This window comes from Baaleninema sp. (assembly GCF_049974805.1).
GTDB lineage: Bacteria > Cyanobacteriota > Cyanobacteriia > Cyanobacteriales > Geitlerinemataceae > Baaleninema.
Window position 1 is genome coordinate 1 of record NZ_JBNGCO010000104.1, and the last position, 16,552, is coordinate 16,552.

19 protein-coding genes are annotated in these 16,552 nt (G+C 52.4%); 9 read left to right on the forward strand and 10 right to left on the reverse strand.

Annotated elements, in window-relative coordinates:
* Window positions 1-439: 439 nt before the first annotated feature.
* Window positions 440-856 (reverse strand): hypothetical protein, encoded by a 417-nt coding sequence (locus ACP5D4_RS17270; protein ID WP_428012858.1) that lies wholly within the window; start codon window positions 854-856, stop codon window positions 440-442.
* A gap of 259 nt (window positions 857-1,115) precedes the next feature.
* Here ACP5D4_RS17270 and ACP5D4_RS17275 point away from each other — a divergent pair, with 259 nt between their 5' ends.
* Window positions 1,116-2,318 (forward strand): extracellular solute-binding protein, encoded by a 1,203-nt coding sequence (locus tag ACP5D4_RS17275; RefSeq protein WP_428012859.1) that lies wholly within the window; start codon window positions 1,116-1,118, stop codon window positions 2,316-2,318.
* Window positions 2,319-2,372: 54 nt separating this feature from the next.
* On the opposite strand, the gene ACP5D4_RS17280 is transcribed toward ACP5D4_RS17275, so the two are convergent.
* Complete coding sequence (locus tag ACP5D4_RS17280) at window positions 2,373-2,753, reverse strand: c-type cytochrome (RefSeq protein WP_428012860.1); 381 nt, start codon at window positions 2,751-2,753, stop codon at window positions 2,373-2,375.
* Window positions 2,754-3,026: 273 nt separating this feature from the next.
* On the opposite strand from ACP5D4_RS17280, the gene ACP5D4_RS17285 reads away from it, so the two are divergent.
* Both ACP5D4_RS17285 and petG read left to right on the forward strand, forming a co-directional pair.
* The gene (locus ACP5D4_RS17285; RefSeq protein WP_428012861.1) at window positions 3,027-4,640 is read left to right on the forward strand and encodes a hypothetical protein; all 1,614 of its coding nucleotides are present in this window, start codon (window positions 3,027-3,029) and stop codon (window positions 4,638-4,640) included.
* 223 nt (window positions 4,641-4,863) lie between these two features.
* The gene (petG, locus tag ACP5D4_RS17290; RefSeq protein ID WP_428012862.1) at window positions 4,864-4,977 is read left to right on the forward strand and encodes a cytochrome b6-f complex subunit V; all 114 of its coding nucleotides are present in this window, start codon (window positions 4,864-4,866) and stop codon (window positions 4,975-4,977) included.
* 41 nt (window positions 4,978-5,018) lie between these two features.
* Here the strand turns inward: petG and rsmD are convergent, their stop codons facing one another.
* From rsmD to ACP5D4_RS17310, 4 genes are all read right to left on the reverse strand, one after another.
* Window positions 5,019-5,573 (reverse strand): 16S rRNA (guanine(966)-N(2))-methyltransferase RsmD, encoded by a 555-nt coding sequence (gene rsmD / locus ACP5D4_RS17295; RefSeq protein WP_428012863.1) that lies wholly within the window; start codon window positions 5,571-5,573, stop codon window positions 5,019-5,021.
* Between the two features lie 165 nt (window positions 5,574-5,738).
* Window positions 5,739-6,461 carry an SDR family oxidoreductase gene (locus tag ACP5D4_RS17300; protein WP_428012864.1) on the reverse strand — a complete coding sequence of 241 codons (723 nt, stop codon included), beginning with the start codon at window positions 6,459-6,461 and terminating at the stop codon, window positions 5,739-5,741.
* 110 nt (window positions 6,462-6,571) lie between these two features.
* Entirely contained in the window at window positions 6,572-7,198 is a 627-nt protein-coding gene (locus tag ACP5D4_RS17305; RefSeq protein ID WP_428012865.1) for a hypothetical protein, read from the reverse strand.
* 177 nt (window positions 7,199-7,375) lie between these two features.
* A complete protein-coding gene (locus tag ACP5D4_RS17310) occupies window positions 7,376-8,602 on the reverse strand; it encodes an NAD(P)/FAD-dependent oxidoreductase (RefSeq protein WP_428012866.1) in 1,227 nt (408 codons plus the stop codon).
* A gap of 354 nt (window positions 8,603-8,956) precedes the next feature.
* Here ACP5D4_RS17310 and rpsB point away from each other — a divergent pair, with 354 nt between their 5' ends.
* Together rpsB and tsf are read left to right on the forward strand one after the other, a co-directional pair.
* On the forward strand, window positions 8,957-9,838 hold the full coding sequence (rpsB, locus tag ACP5D4_RS17315; protein WP_428012867.1) for a 30S ribosomal protein S2: 882 nt from the start codon (window positions 8,957-8,959) through the stop codon (window positions 9,836-9,838).
* A 44-nt stretch (window positions 9,839-9,882) separates the two neighbouring features.
* Window positions 9,883-10,542, forward strand: a complete 660-nt coding sequence (gene tsf / locus ACP5D4_RS17320; RefSeq protein ID WP_428012868.1) for a translation elongation factor Ts — start codon at window positions 9,883-9,885, stop codon at window positions 10,540-10,542.
* A gap of 328 nt (window positions 10,543-10,870) precedes the next feature.
* On the opposite strand, the gene ACP5D4_RS17325 is transcribed toward tsf, so the two are convergent.
* Both ACP5D4_RS17325 and sfsA read right to left on the reverse strand, forming a co-directional pair.
* Entirely contained in the window at window positions 10,871-11,209 is a 339-nt protein-coding gene (locus ACP5D4_RS17325; RefSeq protein WP_017659443.1) for a P-II family nitrogen regulator, read from the reverse strand.
* 145 nt (window positions 11,210-11,354) lie between these two features.
* Window positions 11,355-12,089, reverse strand: coding sequence for a DNA/RNA nuclease SfsA (gene sfsA / locus ACP5D4_RS17330; protein WP_428012874.1), 735 nt, complete (start codon window positions 12,087-12,089; stop codon window positions 11,355-11,357).
* A 165-nt stretch (window positions 12,090-12,254) separates the two neighbouring features.
* On the opposite strand from sfsA, the gene murJ reads away from it, so the two are divergent.
* Window positions 12,255-13,868: a murein biosynthesis integral membrane protein MurJ gene (murJ, locus tag ACP5D4_RS17335; RefSeq protein ID WP_428012869.1), complete on the forward strand. Its 1,614-nt coding sequence runs from the start codon at window positions 12,255-12,257 to the stop codon at window positions 13,866-13,868.
* A 26-nt stretch (window positions 13,869-13,894) separates the two neighbouring features.
* Here murJ and ACP5D4_RS17340 read toward each other — a convergent pair whose 3' ends face one another.
* The gene (locus ACP5D4_RS17340; protein ID WP_428012870.1) at window positions 13,895-14,146 is read right to left on the reverse strand and encodes a CopG family antitoxin; all 252 of its coding nucleotides are present in this window, start codon (window positions 14,144-14,146) and stop codon (window positions 13,895-13,897) included.
* 495 nt (window positions 14,147-14,641) lie between these two features.
* Between ACP5D4_RS17340 and ACP5D4_RS17345 the strand changes: the two genes are divergently transcribed.
* On the forward strand, window positions 14,642-15,838 hold the full coding sequence (locus ACP5D4_RS17345) for a DNA cytosine methyltransferase (RefSeq protein WP_428012871.1): 1,197 nt from the start codon (window positions 14,642-14,644) through the stop codon (window positions 15,836-15,838).
* Window positions 15,839-16,000: 162 nt separating this feature from the next.
* Here the strand turns inward: ACP5D4_RS17345 and ACP5D4_RS17350 are convergent, their stop codons facing one another.
* Window positions 16,001-16,141, reverse strand: a complete 141-nt coding sequence (locus tag ACP5D4_RS17350) for a hypothetical protein (RefSeq protein ID WP_428012872.1) — start codon at window positions 16,139-16,141, stop codon at window positions 16,001-16,003.
* Between the two features lie 49 nt (window positions 16,142-16,190).
* Here ACP5D4_RS17350 and ACP5D4_RS17355 point away from each other — a divergent pair, with 49 nt between their 5' ends.
* Window positions 16,191-16,358: a metallothionein gene (locus ACP5D4_RS17355; protein WP_428012873.1), complete on the forward strand. Its 168-nt coding sequence runs from the start codon at window positions 16,191-16,193 to the stop codon at window positions 16,356-16,358.
* Between the two features lie 121 nt (window positions 16,359-16,479).
* A partial coding sequence (locus ACP5D4_RS17360) for a helix-turn-helix domain-containing protein (RefSeq protein ID WP_428012875.1) occupies window positions 16,480-16,552 on the forward strand: 73 nt, incomplete at its 3' end.

Genomic DNA, 16,552 nt, shown 5'->3' on the forward strand with positions numbered 1-16,552 from the left:
GATTGACATACTCGCCGCCTTAAAAGAGCGGCGATTCTCCAGACCTCACGGTTTGGGATTCCTAGTTCGTTGACAACCCTTACTATCCATCGTTGCCAATGAATACCAGAGGGGTTTATCTCCCTAGGCGTTTTCCCCATTGCAGAGGAGGTTTCGGTATGCCCTACCGTACCTGAGAATCCGCGAAAAAATTGGTTCTCTGTACTTGTTGCTTAGAGCTTTTACCTGCCCGAGCCTTCCCGAACAGAACCCACTAACTCTAGTTTTCAAGGTTCAGTTGCCTCGATTAGAGGCTCGGTTTTTAAACGGGTTGAATACCGCTCCAGTTTCTCCCTTATAGCAGAGTCGCCCTGAAAGGGCGAGGCTTTAGACCCAAAATTTCTGGTAAGAGGCGAATCGCACATTTCGTACTTTGAAGCCCATTTTTTGACTGTGGTGTTTAATCGCGCGATCGCACTCGTTCGAGATGTGTGCTGTGATACGCCGCTTCCTGACGGGATAAAAGTTGTTCTTCAAGGGCGGCAATGCGATTGTAGGCAGCCGTCAGTTGGGCGGTTAGCCGTTGAATTTGCACTTCTGGGCTGAGGAGGCTTTCCGATTGTGAATTTCCGATTTCTAAATGAGAGCTGTCTACCAGGACATCTTTATGTTCCATTAAGATTTCGAGGTCATCGGAACGGTAATGGCTGAAATCTGAATCCGGCAAGATCGCATCGCGATCGTCTTCGATATTCTCGGTTTTGAGGGAATTTTCCGAGATTACGGAGGAGAGTTTGTGACTGAGGCGGTCGATAATCTCGTAGAGTCCGTCTATTTTACGATCGAGCGTGAGAAGATGTGTTTGGAGGGCGTCCATACAAAAGTCCTTGTCGTCCTTTTTCGTCTTGTTGTCGATTTTAAAGACAAATATACGAAAAAGTAATTTATCTCTAGATTATTTAACTTTTGCTAAAAAACGCTATGGAAAGACACTTTCAGCGTTTCTTCGATAAAGTTGTAAACTTTACTTAACATTTCTTTCGATCGGCGTCAGTGCTTACATCGATCTGACCTCGTTCGAGGGCGATGGAAGACGCTAAGCTAAAAAATGCTGTGAAGTGGTTGGGATGTTCGATTTGTCCTGTTCTCGTCGATCGGTTCTCGTGGGGGCGATCGCCCTCAGTGTCAGTCAACTCGTCGCCGGATGTCAAAGTACCAACGGCGGCAAACTGACGGTTAAATTCCTCAAAGATTCGGTTCCCGCTCCCATGTTGGGCGAATTTCGCCGCCGCCTCGAGTCGGGAGTGGGGATCGATTTGTCGTCGGTGCCTCAACTGTCGGAACTGTTCGAGGTGTTGGTTCGCGCGAAAGCGGTTTCTCCAGAAGAGGCGACTCCAGAGAATTCGCGATCGCTCCCTTTTTCAAACCGACCAACTCAGTCGCCCATCCCCGATCTCGTGTTAATCGGCGATTATTGGCTGCCTAAAGCCGTTTCAGCGGAATTAATTCGCCCTTTAAACCCCGAAGCTTGGACTCATTGGGAGGAACTTTCCCGCACTCCCATCGATTGGAAATCCCTCGTAACGGTCGGTGAAGTGGCGGAGAACGGCAGCGATACAATGGCGGGCGATCGCCCGTGGGCGGCCCCCTATCGTTGGGGAAGTATGGCGATCGCTTATAACGTCGAAAAATTTAAATCTCTGGGATGGACGCCGCGCGATTGGGGGGACTTGTGGCGTTCGGAACTGCAAGGGCGCATCGCTCTTCCCGACAGTCCCCGCCAAACCATCGGTTTAACCTTAAAAAAACTGGGAAAATCCTATAATCTCAAGGATTTAGCCAGCGTCAAAGACCTCGAACCCGAACTGCGATCGCTTCACCAACAAACGCGGCTGTATTCCTCCACGGCGTACCAACAACCGCTGCAAATCGGCGATGTTTGGGCGGCGGTGGGGTCGTCGCGAGATCTCCTAGCCATGCCCCAGTACGGCAAACAAATCGCGGCGGTGGTGCCGAAATCGGGGACTTCCCTTTGGGCGGATTTGTGGGTTCGTCCGGCGAAGGCTTCGACGAACAACCCGCAGATTACCCAAGCGGGCGATCGCTGGATCGATTTTTGCTGGGATGCTCGCATTGCCCGTCAACTCTCGCTGTTGACCTTAGCGGCGTCTCCGGCCCTGTTGTCAGAAAATCGGGCTGAGTTACCCGAAGCCCTACAAAACAACCCGGTTTTGTTGCCCGAGGCGGAGAGTTTACAGCGCAGCGAATTCATCGAACCGCTAACGGACGAAGAGGCGATCGCTCAATATCGCGCTCTCTGGCGGCAAATCCGCCGCTGACCCCTCGACTGGGTTGAGAAGTCCCCGTCGGAGGGTTGCTGACAACGCCGCCAACTAAAGCGTCTCCAGATATTCCAACAAATCCGCCATCGTCTCGGGGCTAGGTTGGAATTGAGGCATCGGAGGGGTTTGACCGCCGATGACTTGTCGGATGAGACTGGCGCGGGTTCTGTGGGCGGAAATATCGTGGAGACTGGGCCCCACTAAGCCGTCACCTTTGGCACCGTGACAGCCGGAACAGTTCATCTGAAAAATGGCGCGACCGTGGGACGCATCGCCCTCGATCGCGAGAACGGCGCGCACGTAAGGATCGGACATCTGCCAGTGGTGGAAACCCAAAACGGCTAGTCCGATCGCGAGCAACCCTGTCAGGGCGAACAGGGCAACGCGCTGGATCAGGCGATCGACATCAAGGTGGATTACGGGCGTTTTCAAAAGTCGTCGGTCGAGCAACGTCGGACGGAGTGATACAAACTTCTTATTCATCTTTAATATAAATTGACACTCCCGGGTTTGAAAACCTGTGACGCAGATCGCTCGGGAGAAGGGGAAACGGAAAAGCGACGCGATCGCTCTGTGCAAATGGCGAGTCCGAGTACGCTAGGGTAACGATGGCGGTAGCGATGGCGACCATCCCGAAGAAAGGGGCGATCGCCGGCAAGAAGAGATTAAACCCGCCCAACCGAAGACTCGATCGGAGAAATTTTTATGCGATCCTTGCGACAAAGCCTGAGCTGGCTGGGGTTAACGGTAGTCGCCAGCGGCTTAACTGGCATAGCTCTAGTGAGCGATCGCCAGGCCGCCGCGTCTCCCCAAACCGCACCATCGAGCCAATTGGCTCAGTTGGGTTTGCCCGACATCATCCCCGACGTACCGGATTCGCTGCCGATTCCCGATCTTTCCGATCTCCTCGAAGAAGATCCGCCTCTGACGACGAGTTTAGAAGATGTGCGGCGAGAAATGCCTCTCCTCGACGGCGAAGACTTCGGCGAAGCGCGATCGCTGGCGAGTCTCGATCGACAAGCAGACGGCAGCTATTTCGCGCCGCCAGGACTCTACGAAGCCACGCTACAAAGCTACTGTCTGCGAGCGGGAACCCACGGCCCCGGCGGCGGAGACGGTTACGCCTACGCCCCCCTCGAAGGGCCTCGCGCCGACCTCATCACCAAAATTTTACGGGAGTCGGCAAACTACCCCGATATTCCCCAGCGACAAATTCAGATTCTCCTGTGGGGCATCATCGCCCAAACCCGCGTCAGCGACATGGACGAGAATATCCAATCTGTGGCGCGAACCCTGTTGACCGAAGACGAAATCGACGAACTCAACGGCGGTTCGTTAGGACAGATTCCCGAGGACGTGCGGCGAGAACTCTTCGCCAACCTACCCCCACAAGTGCGACGAGTCCTCAACGCCAAGGCCGAACTCCGCGCACGCCTCAGCCAAGCCAACGCCACTTACGAAGAATTGGAGAATATCGCCGTGTTAACGGGAACTGTACCTCGCGGCGAAGGGAGTCGGGAAATTCCCGAAGGGCGATGGTCGTTGCATCCCGGCGGCTATTTCGTGCGTTACTTTCCCTCGGGATATCAACAGACGCGAATGGAAGCGTTGGTTCCCCGTCCGGCGACGGTGGTACGGGACGATCGCGATCGCATCACTGCTATCGACTACGGCGACGGCTACCGCCTGGAAACTGAATACGACGACGCGGTGGGGGCGATTCCCGTTCCGGGGGAACCGGAAATGAACATCTATCAATTTAGTGTTGTGCGGTTGGTGAGTCCCGATCGCACCGTGGAAGTGCGCGATCGCGGTTGGACCTTTGTAGGAACTCCCACTACTGGAAACGCTCGATTTTCCGAATTGTCTTATGTTGAAACTGCTTCGACCAAGAACAACTTGGCGCAACGCAACCGCATCGACGTACAGGAAGCCAATCAACGCTATCAAGATGCTAAAGCCAAAGCTGAGAAAGTCGAAACCACTCTCGAACGCCTCGACGAACCGACGCGAGAAGAAGGAGAGCAAATCCTCGATCGCGACCACTATAAAGATGGCGTGGAAGCCGTCGCCGAAAACGACCCGGAAGCCAAAGGCGAATGGTTGGGAGAACATTTCCAACGCGCCCAACAAGCCTGGGCTTACGCTATTTGCAAAATTTCCAATCTCGGCACGTCCCACACCTGCGGCGAACCGGAACCCGAAGATCCCGATCCCGATCCTAATCCTCCCGGCGAGCCTGTCGAACCCGGCGGAGACGGTGCGATTCCCGGTAATACCAGCCGCCAGCGTCTCGGCATTTCCGGCCGATTGTTTTGACCACGAATCGTTGTAGGGGGCGTGAGTTGAAAAATCAGGTGTCGAACTCGAAACCGAGAAATGGTTACGCACCGCCCCCAACCGGGAGATGATGAGATGAGGAGTTGATGAGGCGATGAGGTGTATCTTCTCGAGTCTCCTTGTCTCACCTCCCGTCAACCGCTGCTAGGATAGTGTATTAGCAAATTTGCTAATTGAGATTTCCAATTTAAGGAGCGCAATCATGGTAGAACCTCTGCTGTCTGGCATCGTGTTGGGACTGATTCCCGTGACTTTGGCGGGTCTGTTTGTAGCCGCTTACTTGCAATACCGTCGCGGTAACCAACTCGGCGGCTAGTCGTGAGGGCTGGTGGTGGAAGGTTCGGGGACGTTTCCCCATCACCCTTCCGCCGACACCCAACGGTAAAAGCGAACGGCTGTGTTTCCGTAGAGTTTTTCGCGAATTAGTTCCAGTTCTGGCGGTTCTGCTACCTTCTCTCGTTTGGGATCGCACTCGAGAGCTAACTCGCCATTGTCGGCTAAGAGACGATCGCCCACGAGTTTTTGTAAAACGGGTTCGTATAGATGGCTGGCATAGGGCGGATCGAAATAGATGCGATCGAACTGCTGTCCTTTCAAGGCCGACAACCGTTTCACTACATCCCCTCGCAACACCTGAAACTGTTGTTCCGGCTGCGCCACCTGCTGCCAGTTTTGCCGCACGATCGCACAGGCTTTTCCCAACTGTTCGATGCCTACTACCCGCGACGCGCCGCGACACAAGGCTTCAGCCCCCATCGCGCCGCTACCGGAACATAAATCCAACCAGCGACAGCCGCGAATGTCTCCCTGCCAGATATTAAACACCGCTTCCCGCACCCGCGCGGGCGTCGGGCGCGTGGTTTGTCCCGGCAAGGTTTTGAGTTGACGGTTTCCGTAAATTCGTAAAGACAAGTTTGAGACTTGAGACTTGAGACTTGAGACTTGAGACTTGAGACTTGAGACTTGAGGGCGATCGATCTCTCGCTAGGGTGTGCGTCTTTCAGGGAAGAGTTAAGAGTCAAGACATTTCGCCCTGCTTCGACTCTTTACACTCTTCCCTCTGCACTCTAAACGGACTTAAAACGCGCCGCCGCTGGGCATCAGAACCAGTTCTTCAACCACCGCTGAATCGGGCAGTTGAACGATTTGTAAAATGGACTGGGCGACGATATCGGGGGTCAGCATTTTCGATCGATCGAAATCGGACTCGACGGTTTCTGTTTCCCAAATTGGCGTGTTCACGGCACCGGGACATAAGGCGGTGACGCGAATGCCATGTTCTCGTTCTTCGGCGGCTAAGGCTTGGGACATTCCCAATAAGCCGAATTTACTGGCACTGTACGCGCCCCAAACGGGAAAGGCTTGTTTTCCGGCGATCGAGACTACGTTGATGATGATGCCGCTGCCTTTCGATCGCATCCCCGGAACGACTCCTTTAACACATTCTAGCGCACTTGTCAAGTTCAAATCGAGAACTTTTTGCCAATGATGGAGGGGAGTATCCATCAATTTCCCCGTATAGGCCATACCCGCGTTATTGACGAGGATATCGATTCCGCCGCATTTTTCAGCAAAGGCGGACACTTCATCTCGAACGCGATCGAGTTCCAACAAATCGAGAGTTAGCGTCTCGACATTAACACCTTCGTGGCGTGCCGTATCAGCGACTTTCTCTAATTTTTCGGGCGATCGACTCAACAATGCCAGATTGATTCCGGCTTTGGCAAATGCGATCGCCGTCGCTTCGCCGATACCGCTACTGGCACCCGTAATTAACGCTCGTTTTCCCTTCGCCGTCATGGATTCGCTCTACTGGTATTCGTGCAACTTCTTCGTTTAGCCTACCAACGAACGGGCGATCGCGCGATCGCCTCAACCCGCCTTTCTATCCAATCGTTAATATCTAATCGTTAATTCTGCGCGTTCGTCGCCTCAGCTTCCTCGCTGTCGCCTTCCATCTCAGGCGTTTCCGATTCCGGCGTTTCCACCATACAGGTACTTCCCACCAACACATCGAAGCTGCTAAACGACAAAATCGCCACCTCGTTGGTATTGGGATCTTCCCAACGCCACAACAACCCCATCGATCGACCATCTCCCGTATCCACCATCTCACCCGGCGAACCCAAAGCTTGACGCACTTCCGCTAACGTCATCCCCATATCCACCTCCGAACAGAGTTGATGGGTATATCCGGCGGTTGCTTCCACCTGCGGCGACACGCCGAAACACGACACCCCAGACACCAATTCTTCCCGCAACGTCGCGATTAAAACCGCTCCCGTCTCCTCATCAACCCACTGAACGAGACTGTTTCCCGTGGCGACAGGTTGTCGTTCCGCCTCGATTTCCAACTCCTCGAGAAGTTCGTCGAACGCCGCTTGCGTCATCCCCACCTCAAATCGATCGCAGTCTTGAGGCGTCAAACGCGGATTTTCAGTCGATTGTGCGATCGATTGTGCGATCGCAGGATTTCCCATCGCCAACCCCGCCAACAGCAACATCGGAAATTTGAGAATCGAACCCTTAAAATCCATCAAACATTTCCCTCAGAAAAATTTAAACGCGGGGGCGGTGCGTGACAATTTGTCGGTTTCAAGATCGACACCCGATTTTTCAAGTCACGCACCCTACGGCTCTCATCATCCCCTCATCCCATCATCCCCTCATCCCCTCATCCCATCATCCCATCACCCCATCACCCCATCATCCCCTCATCCCCCCAACGCCATCGCCTTCCCCGCCAGCCAACTCGTCGTCCAAGCGTTTTGGAAATTAAAGCCTCCCGTCACGCCATCGATGTCGAGGAGTTCTCCAGCGAAATACAAATTCGGACAGAGGCGACTTTCGAGAGTTTTGAAATTGACCTCTTTTAAATTGACGCCGCCACAAGTAACGAACTCGTCTTTAAATATACCTTTCCCCGTTATAGAGTAGTCATCTTGCAGCAGGTGACGCACCAAACGCGCCATCTCTTGCTTCGAGAGTTCCGCCCAGCGTTTTTTTCCGTCGATATCAGCTCTCGTCAGATGATACAACCACAACCGCCGAGGTAACGCCACAGGGGAAAAAGCGGCGATCGATTTCCGGGTTTCCCGAGTTTTGACGGAGAGGAGATGTCGTCGCAGAGTTTCGGGGTTTTCCTGGGGAAGCCAGTTGACGACGAGGGGACTGCGATAGTTGCGATCGAACAAAAATCGCGCCCCCCACGCCGAAAGTTTCAAAATCGCCGGTCCGCTAAATCCCCAATGCGTCACCAACACCGGCCCCGACTGGCTGAGTTTCGCCTCAGGAAGTCGAACCGTCGCCTCGGAAACCGAGACGCCAGCCAGTTCGTGCAATCTCGGCTCGTCAATATTAAAAGTAAACAGAGAGGGAACAGGAGGTTCGATCGAATGTCCCAAGTCCCGAGCCAATTGATATCCTTTAGGATGGCTTCCCGTCGCCAGTAACAAGCGATCGCCGTAGCAAGTTTCGCCATTTTTCAACCTCACCCGAAATCCCGTTTCCTCCCGACTCACAGAGAACACAGGAGACTGCAACCGCAACCGAACCCCCGTTTCGCGAGCTTCCTTCAGCAAACATTGCGCGATCGTTTCCGAATCGTCAGTAATAGGAAACATCCGTCCGTCAGCTTCCGTTTTCAATTTGACGCCACGCTGAGCGAACCATTCGATCGTATCGCGAGGTTGAAACCGGGTAAACGCCCCGCGCAGAGCCTTACCGCCGCGAGGATAGTGTTTCACCAACGACACCGCCTCAAAACAAGCGTGAGTGACATTACAGCGTCCGCCGCCAGAAATGCGAACCTTATGCAGGGGTTTGCGACTCGCTTCGAGGAGCGTCACGGGATTTTTGGGATTCGCCGTCGCACAAGCGATCGCACCGAAAAATCCCGCCGCACCGCCACCAACAACCAGAATAGAAAGAGGCTCGTTCAAGAGAATTCAAAAAATACAGGAGATATATAAGGATACAGGTGGGAGAAAAAGAGTTTTCCCCCAAAAAATTGAGCGGAAACCGGGCCCTTCTGTCCAGAACCCCAGCATCTTCGAGATGCCGGATATCTCAATCCAGAATATACCCGTTTTCTGGCAACATCTCATCACCTCATCATCTCATCATCTCATCCTCCCCTCATCTCCCCGGCTCCCATGCTACTCTAGTAAAGTTGTCCAATTTCAATCTCGCACATCCAGCGTTTCGGGTGTTTCCCAACGCACTTCGGGAGAAAGTCCCGAGCGGAAATCAAACACTGGATGGAGGATGAACCCGAAAAAAGGAGAAAAGAATATATGGCAGTCGTGACTTTGGCTCAATTGCTGGAGTCCGGAGTTCACTTCGGACACCAGACGCGCCGCTGGAACCCCCGGATGTCGCAGTACATCTTCACCGATCGCAACGGCGTCCACATCATCGACTTGGTGCAAACGGCCCAGTTGCTCGAAGATGCTTACGACTATCTGCGGACGGCGGCCGAAGCCGGAAAAAAAGTCCTGTTCGTCGGTACCAAGCGTCAAGCCGCCGGACTCATCGCCCAAGAAGCCTCTCGCTGCGGAGCTTACTACGTCAACCAACGTTGGTTGGGGGGAATGCTCACCAACTGGACGACGATTAAAACCCGCGTCGAGCGACTCAAAGAACTGGAAAACCTCGAAGAATCCGGAAATCTCGACCTTCGCCCCAAAAAAGAAGCGGCGATGCTGCGTCGGGAACTGTTCAAACTGCGGAAGTACCTTGGTGGAATCAAGGGAATGCGGAAAGTTCCCGACATCGTGGTGATGGTGGACCAACGCCGCGAATACACGGCGGTTCAAGAATGCCACAAGCTCGATATTCCCATCGTGTCTCTGTTGGATACCAACTGCGACCCGAATGCGGTGGACGTTCCCATTCCGGCTAACGACGATGCGATTCGATCGATTAAGCTAATATTGGGCAAGCTTGCCGATGCGATTTACGAAGGTCGTCACGGCCAGCTCGACACTTTGTCTGAGGACGATTACGACGATTACAGCGTCGAAGACTTCGAGGACGAAGAGGAAGAAGACGTGCAAGAAGCACAAGCTGACGTGCAAGAAGCACAAGCTGACGTGCAAGAAGCACAAGCTGAAGTGTCGGATGACGATTCGGACGATACCAGCTCCGATGAAGACGACAGCAAAGAGGAAGAATAGCGAGCGATCGCAGTTCTGCGTAGACTAGAGGAACGGAAGCAACAATGGCGCAAATCTCAGCAAAAGACGTAAAGGAACTGCGCGAGAAAACTGGCGCAGGCATGATGGACTGTAAGAAAGCCCTCAAAGAAAGCGATGGTGACATGGCCAAAGCGATGGAGTGGCTTCGACAGAAAGGCATTGCTTCGGCAGGCAAGAAAGAAGGTCGCGTTGCTGCTGAAGGTCTGGTGGGCAGCTACATTCACACTGGTGGCCGCGTCGGCGTTCTGGTGGAAGTCAACTGCGAAACGGACTTCGTGGCCCGTCGCGAAGAGTTCCAAGAGTTGGTTCGCAACGTGGCGATGCAGGTCGCTGCTTGTCCGAACGTGGAATACGTGCGGGTTGACGATATCCCGGCGGATTTCGTCGCCAAAGAGAAGGAAGTGGAAATGGGTCGCGAAGACCTGGCCAGCAAGCCGGAAAACATCCGCGAGAAAATCGTGGAAGGCCGGATTGCGAAACGCTTGAAAGAGCTGGCTCTGTTGGAACAGCCCTACATCCGCGACCAAAACATCACGGTTGACGAACTGGTGAAACAAACGGTGGCACAGTTGGGCGAAAACATCCAGGTGCGTCGCTTCGTCCGTTTCGTCCTCGGTGAAGGCATTGAGAAAGGTGGCTGCGATTTTGCTACGGAAGTCGCCCAGGCTGGCGGTAAGGTGTAAGTCTTTTAGCCGCTTTTTTCTCTGAAAATCGATGTTTTGACAGCGTTAAAATCTGTTAAAACTAATAGTTTTTCGAGAGTTTTATACGGAGGCAAATTAAATTTTGTCTCCGTATTTTTTATGGTTCTTTGTATTGAATAAAATTTCGTAGGTTGGGTGAAGGGAACCGAAACCCAACAGCCCATCCTCGAACCTATGCGAGATCCCCGGCATCTCCAAGATGCCGGGGATCTGACTCAGATCTGACTCAAGCCGAGAATTTAAAGAAGGACAAAAAACCGGGGCGATCGAATCGATCGCCCCAATCGAAAAAACCGAAAAATCGAAACTAAATCGCTTCGTGGTTTTTTTCGCCCGTGCGAATCCGAACAATGGTTTCCACCGGAGACACGAAAATTTTCCCGTCGCCGATTTCGCCAGTCCGCGCCGCCGCAGAAAGCTTGTCAACCACCATATCCACGCGATCGTCTTCCACAACGATTTCGAGTTTGAGCTTTTGTAAAAACTCCACGGTGTATTCCGAGCCGCGATACCGCTCGGTTTGACCTTTCTGGCGACCGAATCCCCGCACTTCCGAGACGGTCATTCCCACAATACCGGCGTTGACCAAAGCAATTTTTACTTCGTCGAGCTTAAACGGTCGAATAATGGCTTCTACCTTTTTCACGCCAAAAACTCCTTATGTTTATCGAGCTAGTCCTGCGTCAGCATGGCTTTTTATTACCACTGACAACCTGGCATATTTTGTAACAGATTATACGTCTTTGCCGGGAACGGCGTCGCAGCGAGGGCATCTCTACCGGGAATTTCCCCTACAATTCTAGGGTCGCTAGTCCCAGATACCGCAGTCCGTCGGGGGTGACGTCGAAGCGACAGGGTAAAACTTCCACCCCGGCGTCCACTGCTTGACGCAGTAACTCGCCGTATTGGGGATCGGCGTCGTCTCCCGGCGAGAATCGATCGCAGTCGCCCCGGTTAATAAAGTACAGCATCACACAGCGGGCGTCTTCCGCCTCCACAAGGGCGGTTAACTCCCGTAAATGCTTCTGTCCCCGTTCGGTGACGGTATCGGGGAACAACGCCAAGCCGTCTTTGGCCCAAGTGGTGTTCTTAATTTCCACGTAAATGGGTTTCTCGGCGTCGCCGCCAGAAAGCAAAAAGTCGATACGGCTTTTTTTGTCGCTTCCGTAGCGGACTTCGCTGCGAACTGTCTCGTAATTGCCCAGTTCCGGAATGCGATGCTCTTCTAAGACCGTTTTCATCACCCGATTGGGTAAGGCGGTGTTAATCCCCACCCAGGTCCGCCCTTCGTCCCGCATTTGAATGGTTTCCCAGGTGAAGGGATATTTCCGTTTGGCGTTGTCGCTGTAGGACAGCATGACGGGAGAGGCGGACGCGCAAACCCCAGTCATGGGCCCGGTGTTGGGACAGTGGGCGGTGACGATCTCGCCGTTGACGAGTTCGATGTCGGCGAGAAAGCGTTTGTAGCGGCGAACGAGGGTTCCGGAATACAGGGGGGGATATTGATAGACGAAATTGGCGGTCATGACGAGAATTTCTGGGTTTTTGGAGGACGGAGCGATCGCTTGGGAATTCCATGCAATACGAGAGAAAACCGGGCGCGATCGATCGACGACCCGACCTGAATTGTACAAAGATGTAACGCTCTTGCGGTTAAATGTTGTGGAAGACTTCGCACCGTTGTATCGTTTGTGACCCAGAAAAATAAAACTGCTCGATCGCTGGCGTCTATTGCGGGTATCGTCGCCGCCGCCACCTTAATTAGTAAACTGTTCGGCTTGATTCGCCAACAGGCGATCGCAGCCGCCTTTGGCGTCGGTCCGGCGGTGGACGCCTATAACTATGCCTACGTCATCCCCGGCTTCCTGCTGGTTCTCCTGGGGGGCATTAACGGCCCGTTTCACAGTGCGATCGTTAGCGTCGTCGCCAAACGGGACAAAAAAGACGCGGTTCCCCTCATCGAAACCATGACCACCCTCGTCGGGGGTCTGTTGTTATTGGTAACCATCGCCCTCGTCATTTTCGCCAGTCCTCTGGTGGACTTAGTGGCACCGGGATTATCGGGGACGGAGGTAGGTCAGCAAATCCGCGAAATCGCCATCGCTCAGTTTCGCATCATGGCACCGATGGCGTTGCTGGCGGGACTGATTGGCATCGGCTTCGGCACCTTGAACGCCGCCGATATGTATTGGTTGCCCTCCATTAGTCCTTTATTTTCCAGCGTTGCCCTCCTGGGGGGTTTGGGCTTTCTCGCCTTGTATCTAGGGGAAAACATCACCGACCCCCGCTATGCCACCCTCGGCGGCATGGTGTTGGCGTGGGGAACTCTCCTCGGGGCAGTTTTGCAGTGGTTGGTGCAGGTGGTGGTGCAGTGGCGGGAAGGGTTGGGAACCCTGCGCCTGCGGTTCGAGTTTTGGCGTCCCGGCGTGCGCGAGGTGATGAAAGTCATGGGTCCGGCGACGTTTTCTTCGGGGATGATGCAAATTAACGTTTATACGGATTTGTGGTTTGCTTCGTTCATTCCTCAAACGGCGTCGGCCTTGGGATATGCGGGGCTGTTGGTACAGACGCCGCTGGGGATTCTCTCCAATGCGATTTTGGTGCCGATGCTGCCGATTTTTTCGCGGTTGTCCGACCCGCAACATTGGGGAGAGTTAAAGTTGCGAATTCGCCAGGGGTTAATTTTAACGGCGTTGTCGATGTTGCCCTTGGGGGCGTTGATGGTGGCGTTGGCGATGCCCATCGTGCAGGTGGTTTACGAACGATATGCGTTCGATCGATCGGCGTCGGAGTTCGTGGCGGCGATTTTGATGGCCTATGGGTTGGGAATGTTCGTGTATTTGGGGCGCGATGTGTTGGTGCGGGTGTTTTACGCCCTCGGCGACGGCGATACGCCGTTTCGCGTCAGTATGGTGAATATTTTCCTCAATGCGTTGTTGGACTATTTGTTTATTAATTGGTTTGGTGCGCCGGGGTTGGTGTTGGCGACGGTGGGGGTCAATATTATTTCGATGGTGGCATTGTTGGTGTTGCTCGATCGTAAGATTGACGGCATTCCCTGGCGCGAATGGGCGTCTCCGGTGGTGTGGCTGACGCTGTTGAGTGTGGTGGCGGGGTTTGCCAGTTGGGGCGCGTTTGCGCTGATGCAGCGGGTGTTTGTGGAACCGGGGTTTTTGTTGTTGTTGTTGGAGCTTTCGATCGCGGGTTTTGTGGGATTGGGACTGTTCGGTTTGGTGGTGACGCGGATGGGACTTCCCGAGGTGGATTTGTTCGTGCGTCGGATTCGTCAGAAGTTGGGGCGGTGAGAACTTTGGACGATACTGCACGGTTGCTAAGCGGTACGAACTTTTTCGAGAACCCATTCCCGAATTAAGTCGGTGGAACTGAGATTTCTCGATCGCGCTATTTTTTCGATCGCTTCAATCTCTTGTGGCTGCAATTGGATTTGAATGAAAGACGATCGATCGAACACAGTTTCTTCAACCTCTTCAAGTTGGTCTTCAAAATCCGTGAGATCGTGAGTCTCCCAAAATTCGGCTAATTCTTGAATCGAGTCAGTTTGGGGAATCGTTTCGCGAGTCATGGGTTCCTCCATTGTCTGTATCGTTGTCTTTCTTTGTCAGTCATCGAGCGTGCGGTGACTGGATATCCATTTCCATCAGGGAAGTGAATCACAACACAAAACAAATAGCGTCCTGCTTCGGTTTGACCGAGAATGTAATAAACTGGATTATGTCCTTCTGATTTGGCACGTTGTACTCTGGCAACGCCAAAACAAGTTTCTTCGACTTCTTCCGGGGTAATATTGTGTCGTGCGATATGTTCGATCCGATCTGGAGTCCAAATTAACTTGTAGATCCTCATAGGATATATTTTACTCTAATTTACTCTAATCTGGTGTTAAGAATCGACAATGCGCAAACGTCCTGTGGTTAGTGGTAACGCGGATGGGACTTCCCGAGGTGGATTTGTTCGTGGGTCGGATTCGTCAGAAGTTGGGACGGTGAGAACTGTTAAACTGGTTAAAATGTACGTTTGATTTTTCCATCGATCGCGTTTGAATTTAGACTATTCAACCATGAACGATTCTTTAAAAGCCGTTGAATTATTTGCCGGAATTGGCGGATTTAGACTGGCGTGCGATCGATTGGGAATTGAAACGGTGTGGGCAAACGATATCGACACCAACGCCGCCAAAGTCTACAGGCAAAAGTCCCATCCATCAAACTTTGTCGAGGGGGATATTTGGCAGTTTCTCGAGGAGATTCCCCCTCACGATTTGCTGACGGCGGGATTTCCCTGTCAACCGTTTTCTAGTGCAGGTAAAAAACTCGGAATTTGCGATCCGCGAGGGACGTTATTCGAGGCAATTGTCAAAATTTTGAAATGGCGACAACCTCAATATTTCGTACTCGAAAATGTCAAACGTCTGTTATCAATGCAAGGCGGCTCTCATTTTGCTGCGATTCTCGATTCCCTTTCTCGGTTGGGGTATCTCGTGGAATGGCGGCTTCTGAACGCGGCTAATTTTGGCTTGCCGCAAAATCGAGAACGAATTGTGATTGTGGGAACGTTCAATCCTTCACGAATTGTTTCTCACCTCGCCAATTCGGAAGATTTTACAGGAGTATCGATCGAAAAATCAGCAGCTTTAACGAACTTCTCTTTATGGAATCCCATTGAAAGCCATACTCGAAAATTTAAAACCTGGGGAATTGCTCAAAACGGGAAGTTTTACGACCTCAATTTATCGGTATTTTCTGAAGTTCAGCCATTAGTAAAATTAGCGGAGATTTTAGAAGCCAATCCCGAGGCGAGTTTTGATTTTACTGAAGACACTTTAGAACGACTCAAATCGAGTGTTTTCGTCAATAAGTTAATTAACGGCGTTCGAGTCTTGTACAACCAAAAAGGCGGCTCTAGAATGGGCTATACAATTTATGGAATTGATGGTTTAGCACCGACGCTAACTTCAACTACGAGCCGTCATTACGAACGATACCAAGTGGGCGATCGCTATCGTCGGTTAACTAATATTGAGTATGCTCGGATACAGGGTTTTCCAGACGATCGTTGCGATTGCTTATCGGTTTACCATCAATACAGTTTATACGGTAATGCGTTTCCGCCGCAAATGGCGTTTTGGGTGATTCGTAAGTTAATTCGAGAAGAGTCGATCGACTTTTCAGAAACCTCTCAACAACTCAGCTTTCTGCTTTTGCGACGATACGAACCTTTTCGAGAACCCATTCCCGAATTAAGTCGGTGGAATTGAGATTTATCGACCCCTTCAAGTTGGTATTCAAACTCTGTGATATCGTGAGTTTCCCAAAATTCGGCGAATTCTTGAATCGAGTCAGTTTGGGGAATCGTTTCGCGATTCATGGGTTCTGACCTTCAGCGTAATGACGTGCCATTGGTTCGAGATAGGTCGATTTTACTCAGCTTTTGGGTCGAGGAGGAGCATACTGGAGGCGTCTCGAGTTTCGTGGTGACGCGGATGAGACTTCCCGAGGTCGGAAATAGTTAAATTTTTCTGACAGTCCGGCGATCGCCCGTTGGACGGTGGTACAGTCACAATATCTGAATATCTATTCAGATGTCGATCGCATTGAGGACAAAGTGCCATGACCACCGTTACGCAAATGAAATGCGCCTGTGAGTCTTGCTTGTGCATCGTAGACACGGATAAAGCCGTAGAAAAAGACGGTCAGTACTATTGCAGCGAGGCTTGCGCGAAGGGACATCCTGACGGAAGCGGTTGCGGTCACAAGGGTTGCACCTGCCACGCTTAAGTTTTTTCGCCTCCCCTCTCGCGAGAGGGGAGGGGAGGATTATCAAAAAATTTGGGTTTAAGACCCCGCCCTTCTAGGGCGGCTTGGCAGTAAAATGTCCAGTGAGGATGAAACTGCCCAAATGACACTTCGAGCGTTTCGATATCGCTTCTATCCAACTCCCCAGCAAGAGTCCCTCTTGCGGCGAACTCTCG

Excerpts from the sequence above, each read along its gene's own strand:
- ACP5D4_RS17270 (WP_428012858.1), bottom strand. The coding sequence starts at position 856 with ATGGACGCCCTCCAAACACATCTTCTCACGCTCGATCGTAAAATAGAC.
- ACP5D4_RS17285 (WP_428012861.1), top strand. The coding sequence starts at position 3,027 with ATGCGATCCTTGCGACAAAGCCTGAGCTGGCTGGGGTTAACGGTAGTC.
- petG (WP_428012862.1), top strand. The coding sequence starts at position 4,864 with ATGGTAGAACCTCTGCTGTCTGGCATCGTGTTGGGACTGATTCCCGTG.
- ACP5D4_RS17300 (WP_428012864.1), bottom strand. The coding sequence starts at position 6,461 with ATGACGGCGAAGGGAAAACGAGCGTTAATTACGGGTGCCAGTAGCGGT.
- ACP5D4_RS17305 (WP_428012865.1), bottom strand. The coding sequence starts at position 7,198 with ATGGATTTTAAGGGTTCGATTCTCAAATTTCCGATGTTGCTGTTGGCG.
- rpsB (WP_428012867.1), top strand. The coding sequence starts at position 8,957 with ATGGCAGTCGTGACTTTGGCTCAATTGCTGGAGTCCGGAGTTCACTTC.
- tsf (WP_428012868.1), top strand. The coding sequence starts at position 9,883 with ATGGCGCAAATCTCAGCAAAAGACGTAAAGGAACTGCGCGAGAAAACT.
- sfsA (WP_428012874.1), bottom strand. The coding sequence starts at position 12,089 with ATGACCGCCAATTTCGTCTATCAATATCCCCCCCTGTATTCCGGAACC.
- ACP5D4_RS17340 (WP_428012870.1), bottom strand. The coding sequence starts at position 14,146 with ATGACTCGCGAAACGATTCCCCAAACTGACTCGATTCAAGAATTAGCC.
- ACP5D4_RS17345 (WP_428012871.1), top strand. The coding sequence starts at position 14,642 with ATGAACGATTCTTTAAAAGCCGTTGAATTATTTGCCGGAATTGGCGGA.
- ACP5D4_RS17355 (WP_428012873.1), top strand. The coding sequence starts at position 16,191 with ATGACCACCGTTACGCAAATGAAATGCGCCTGTGAGTCTTGCTTGTGC.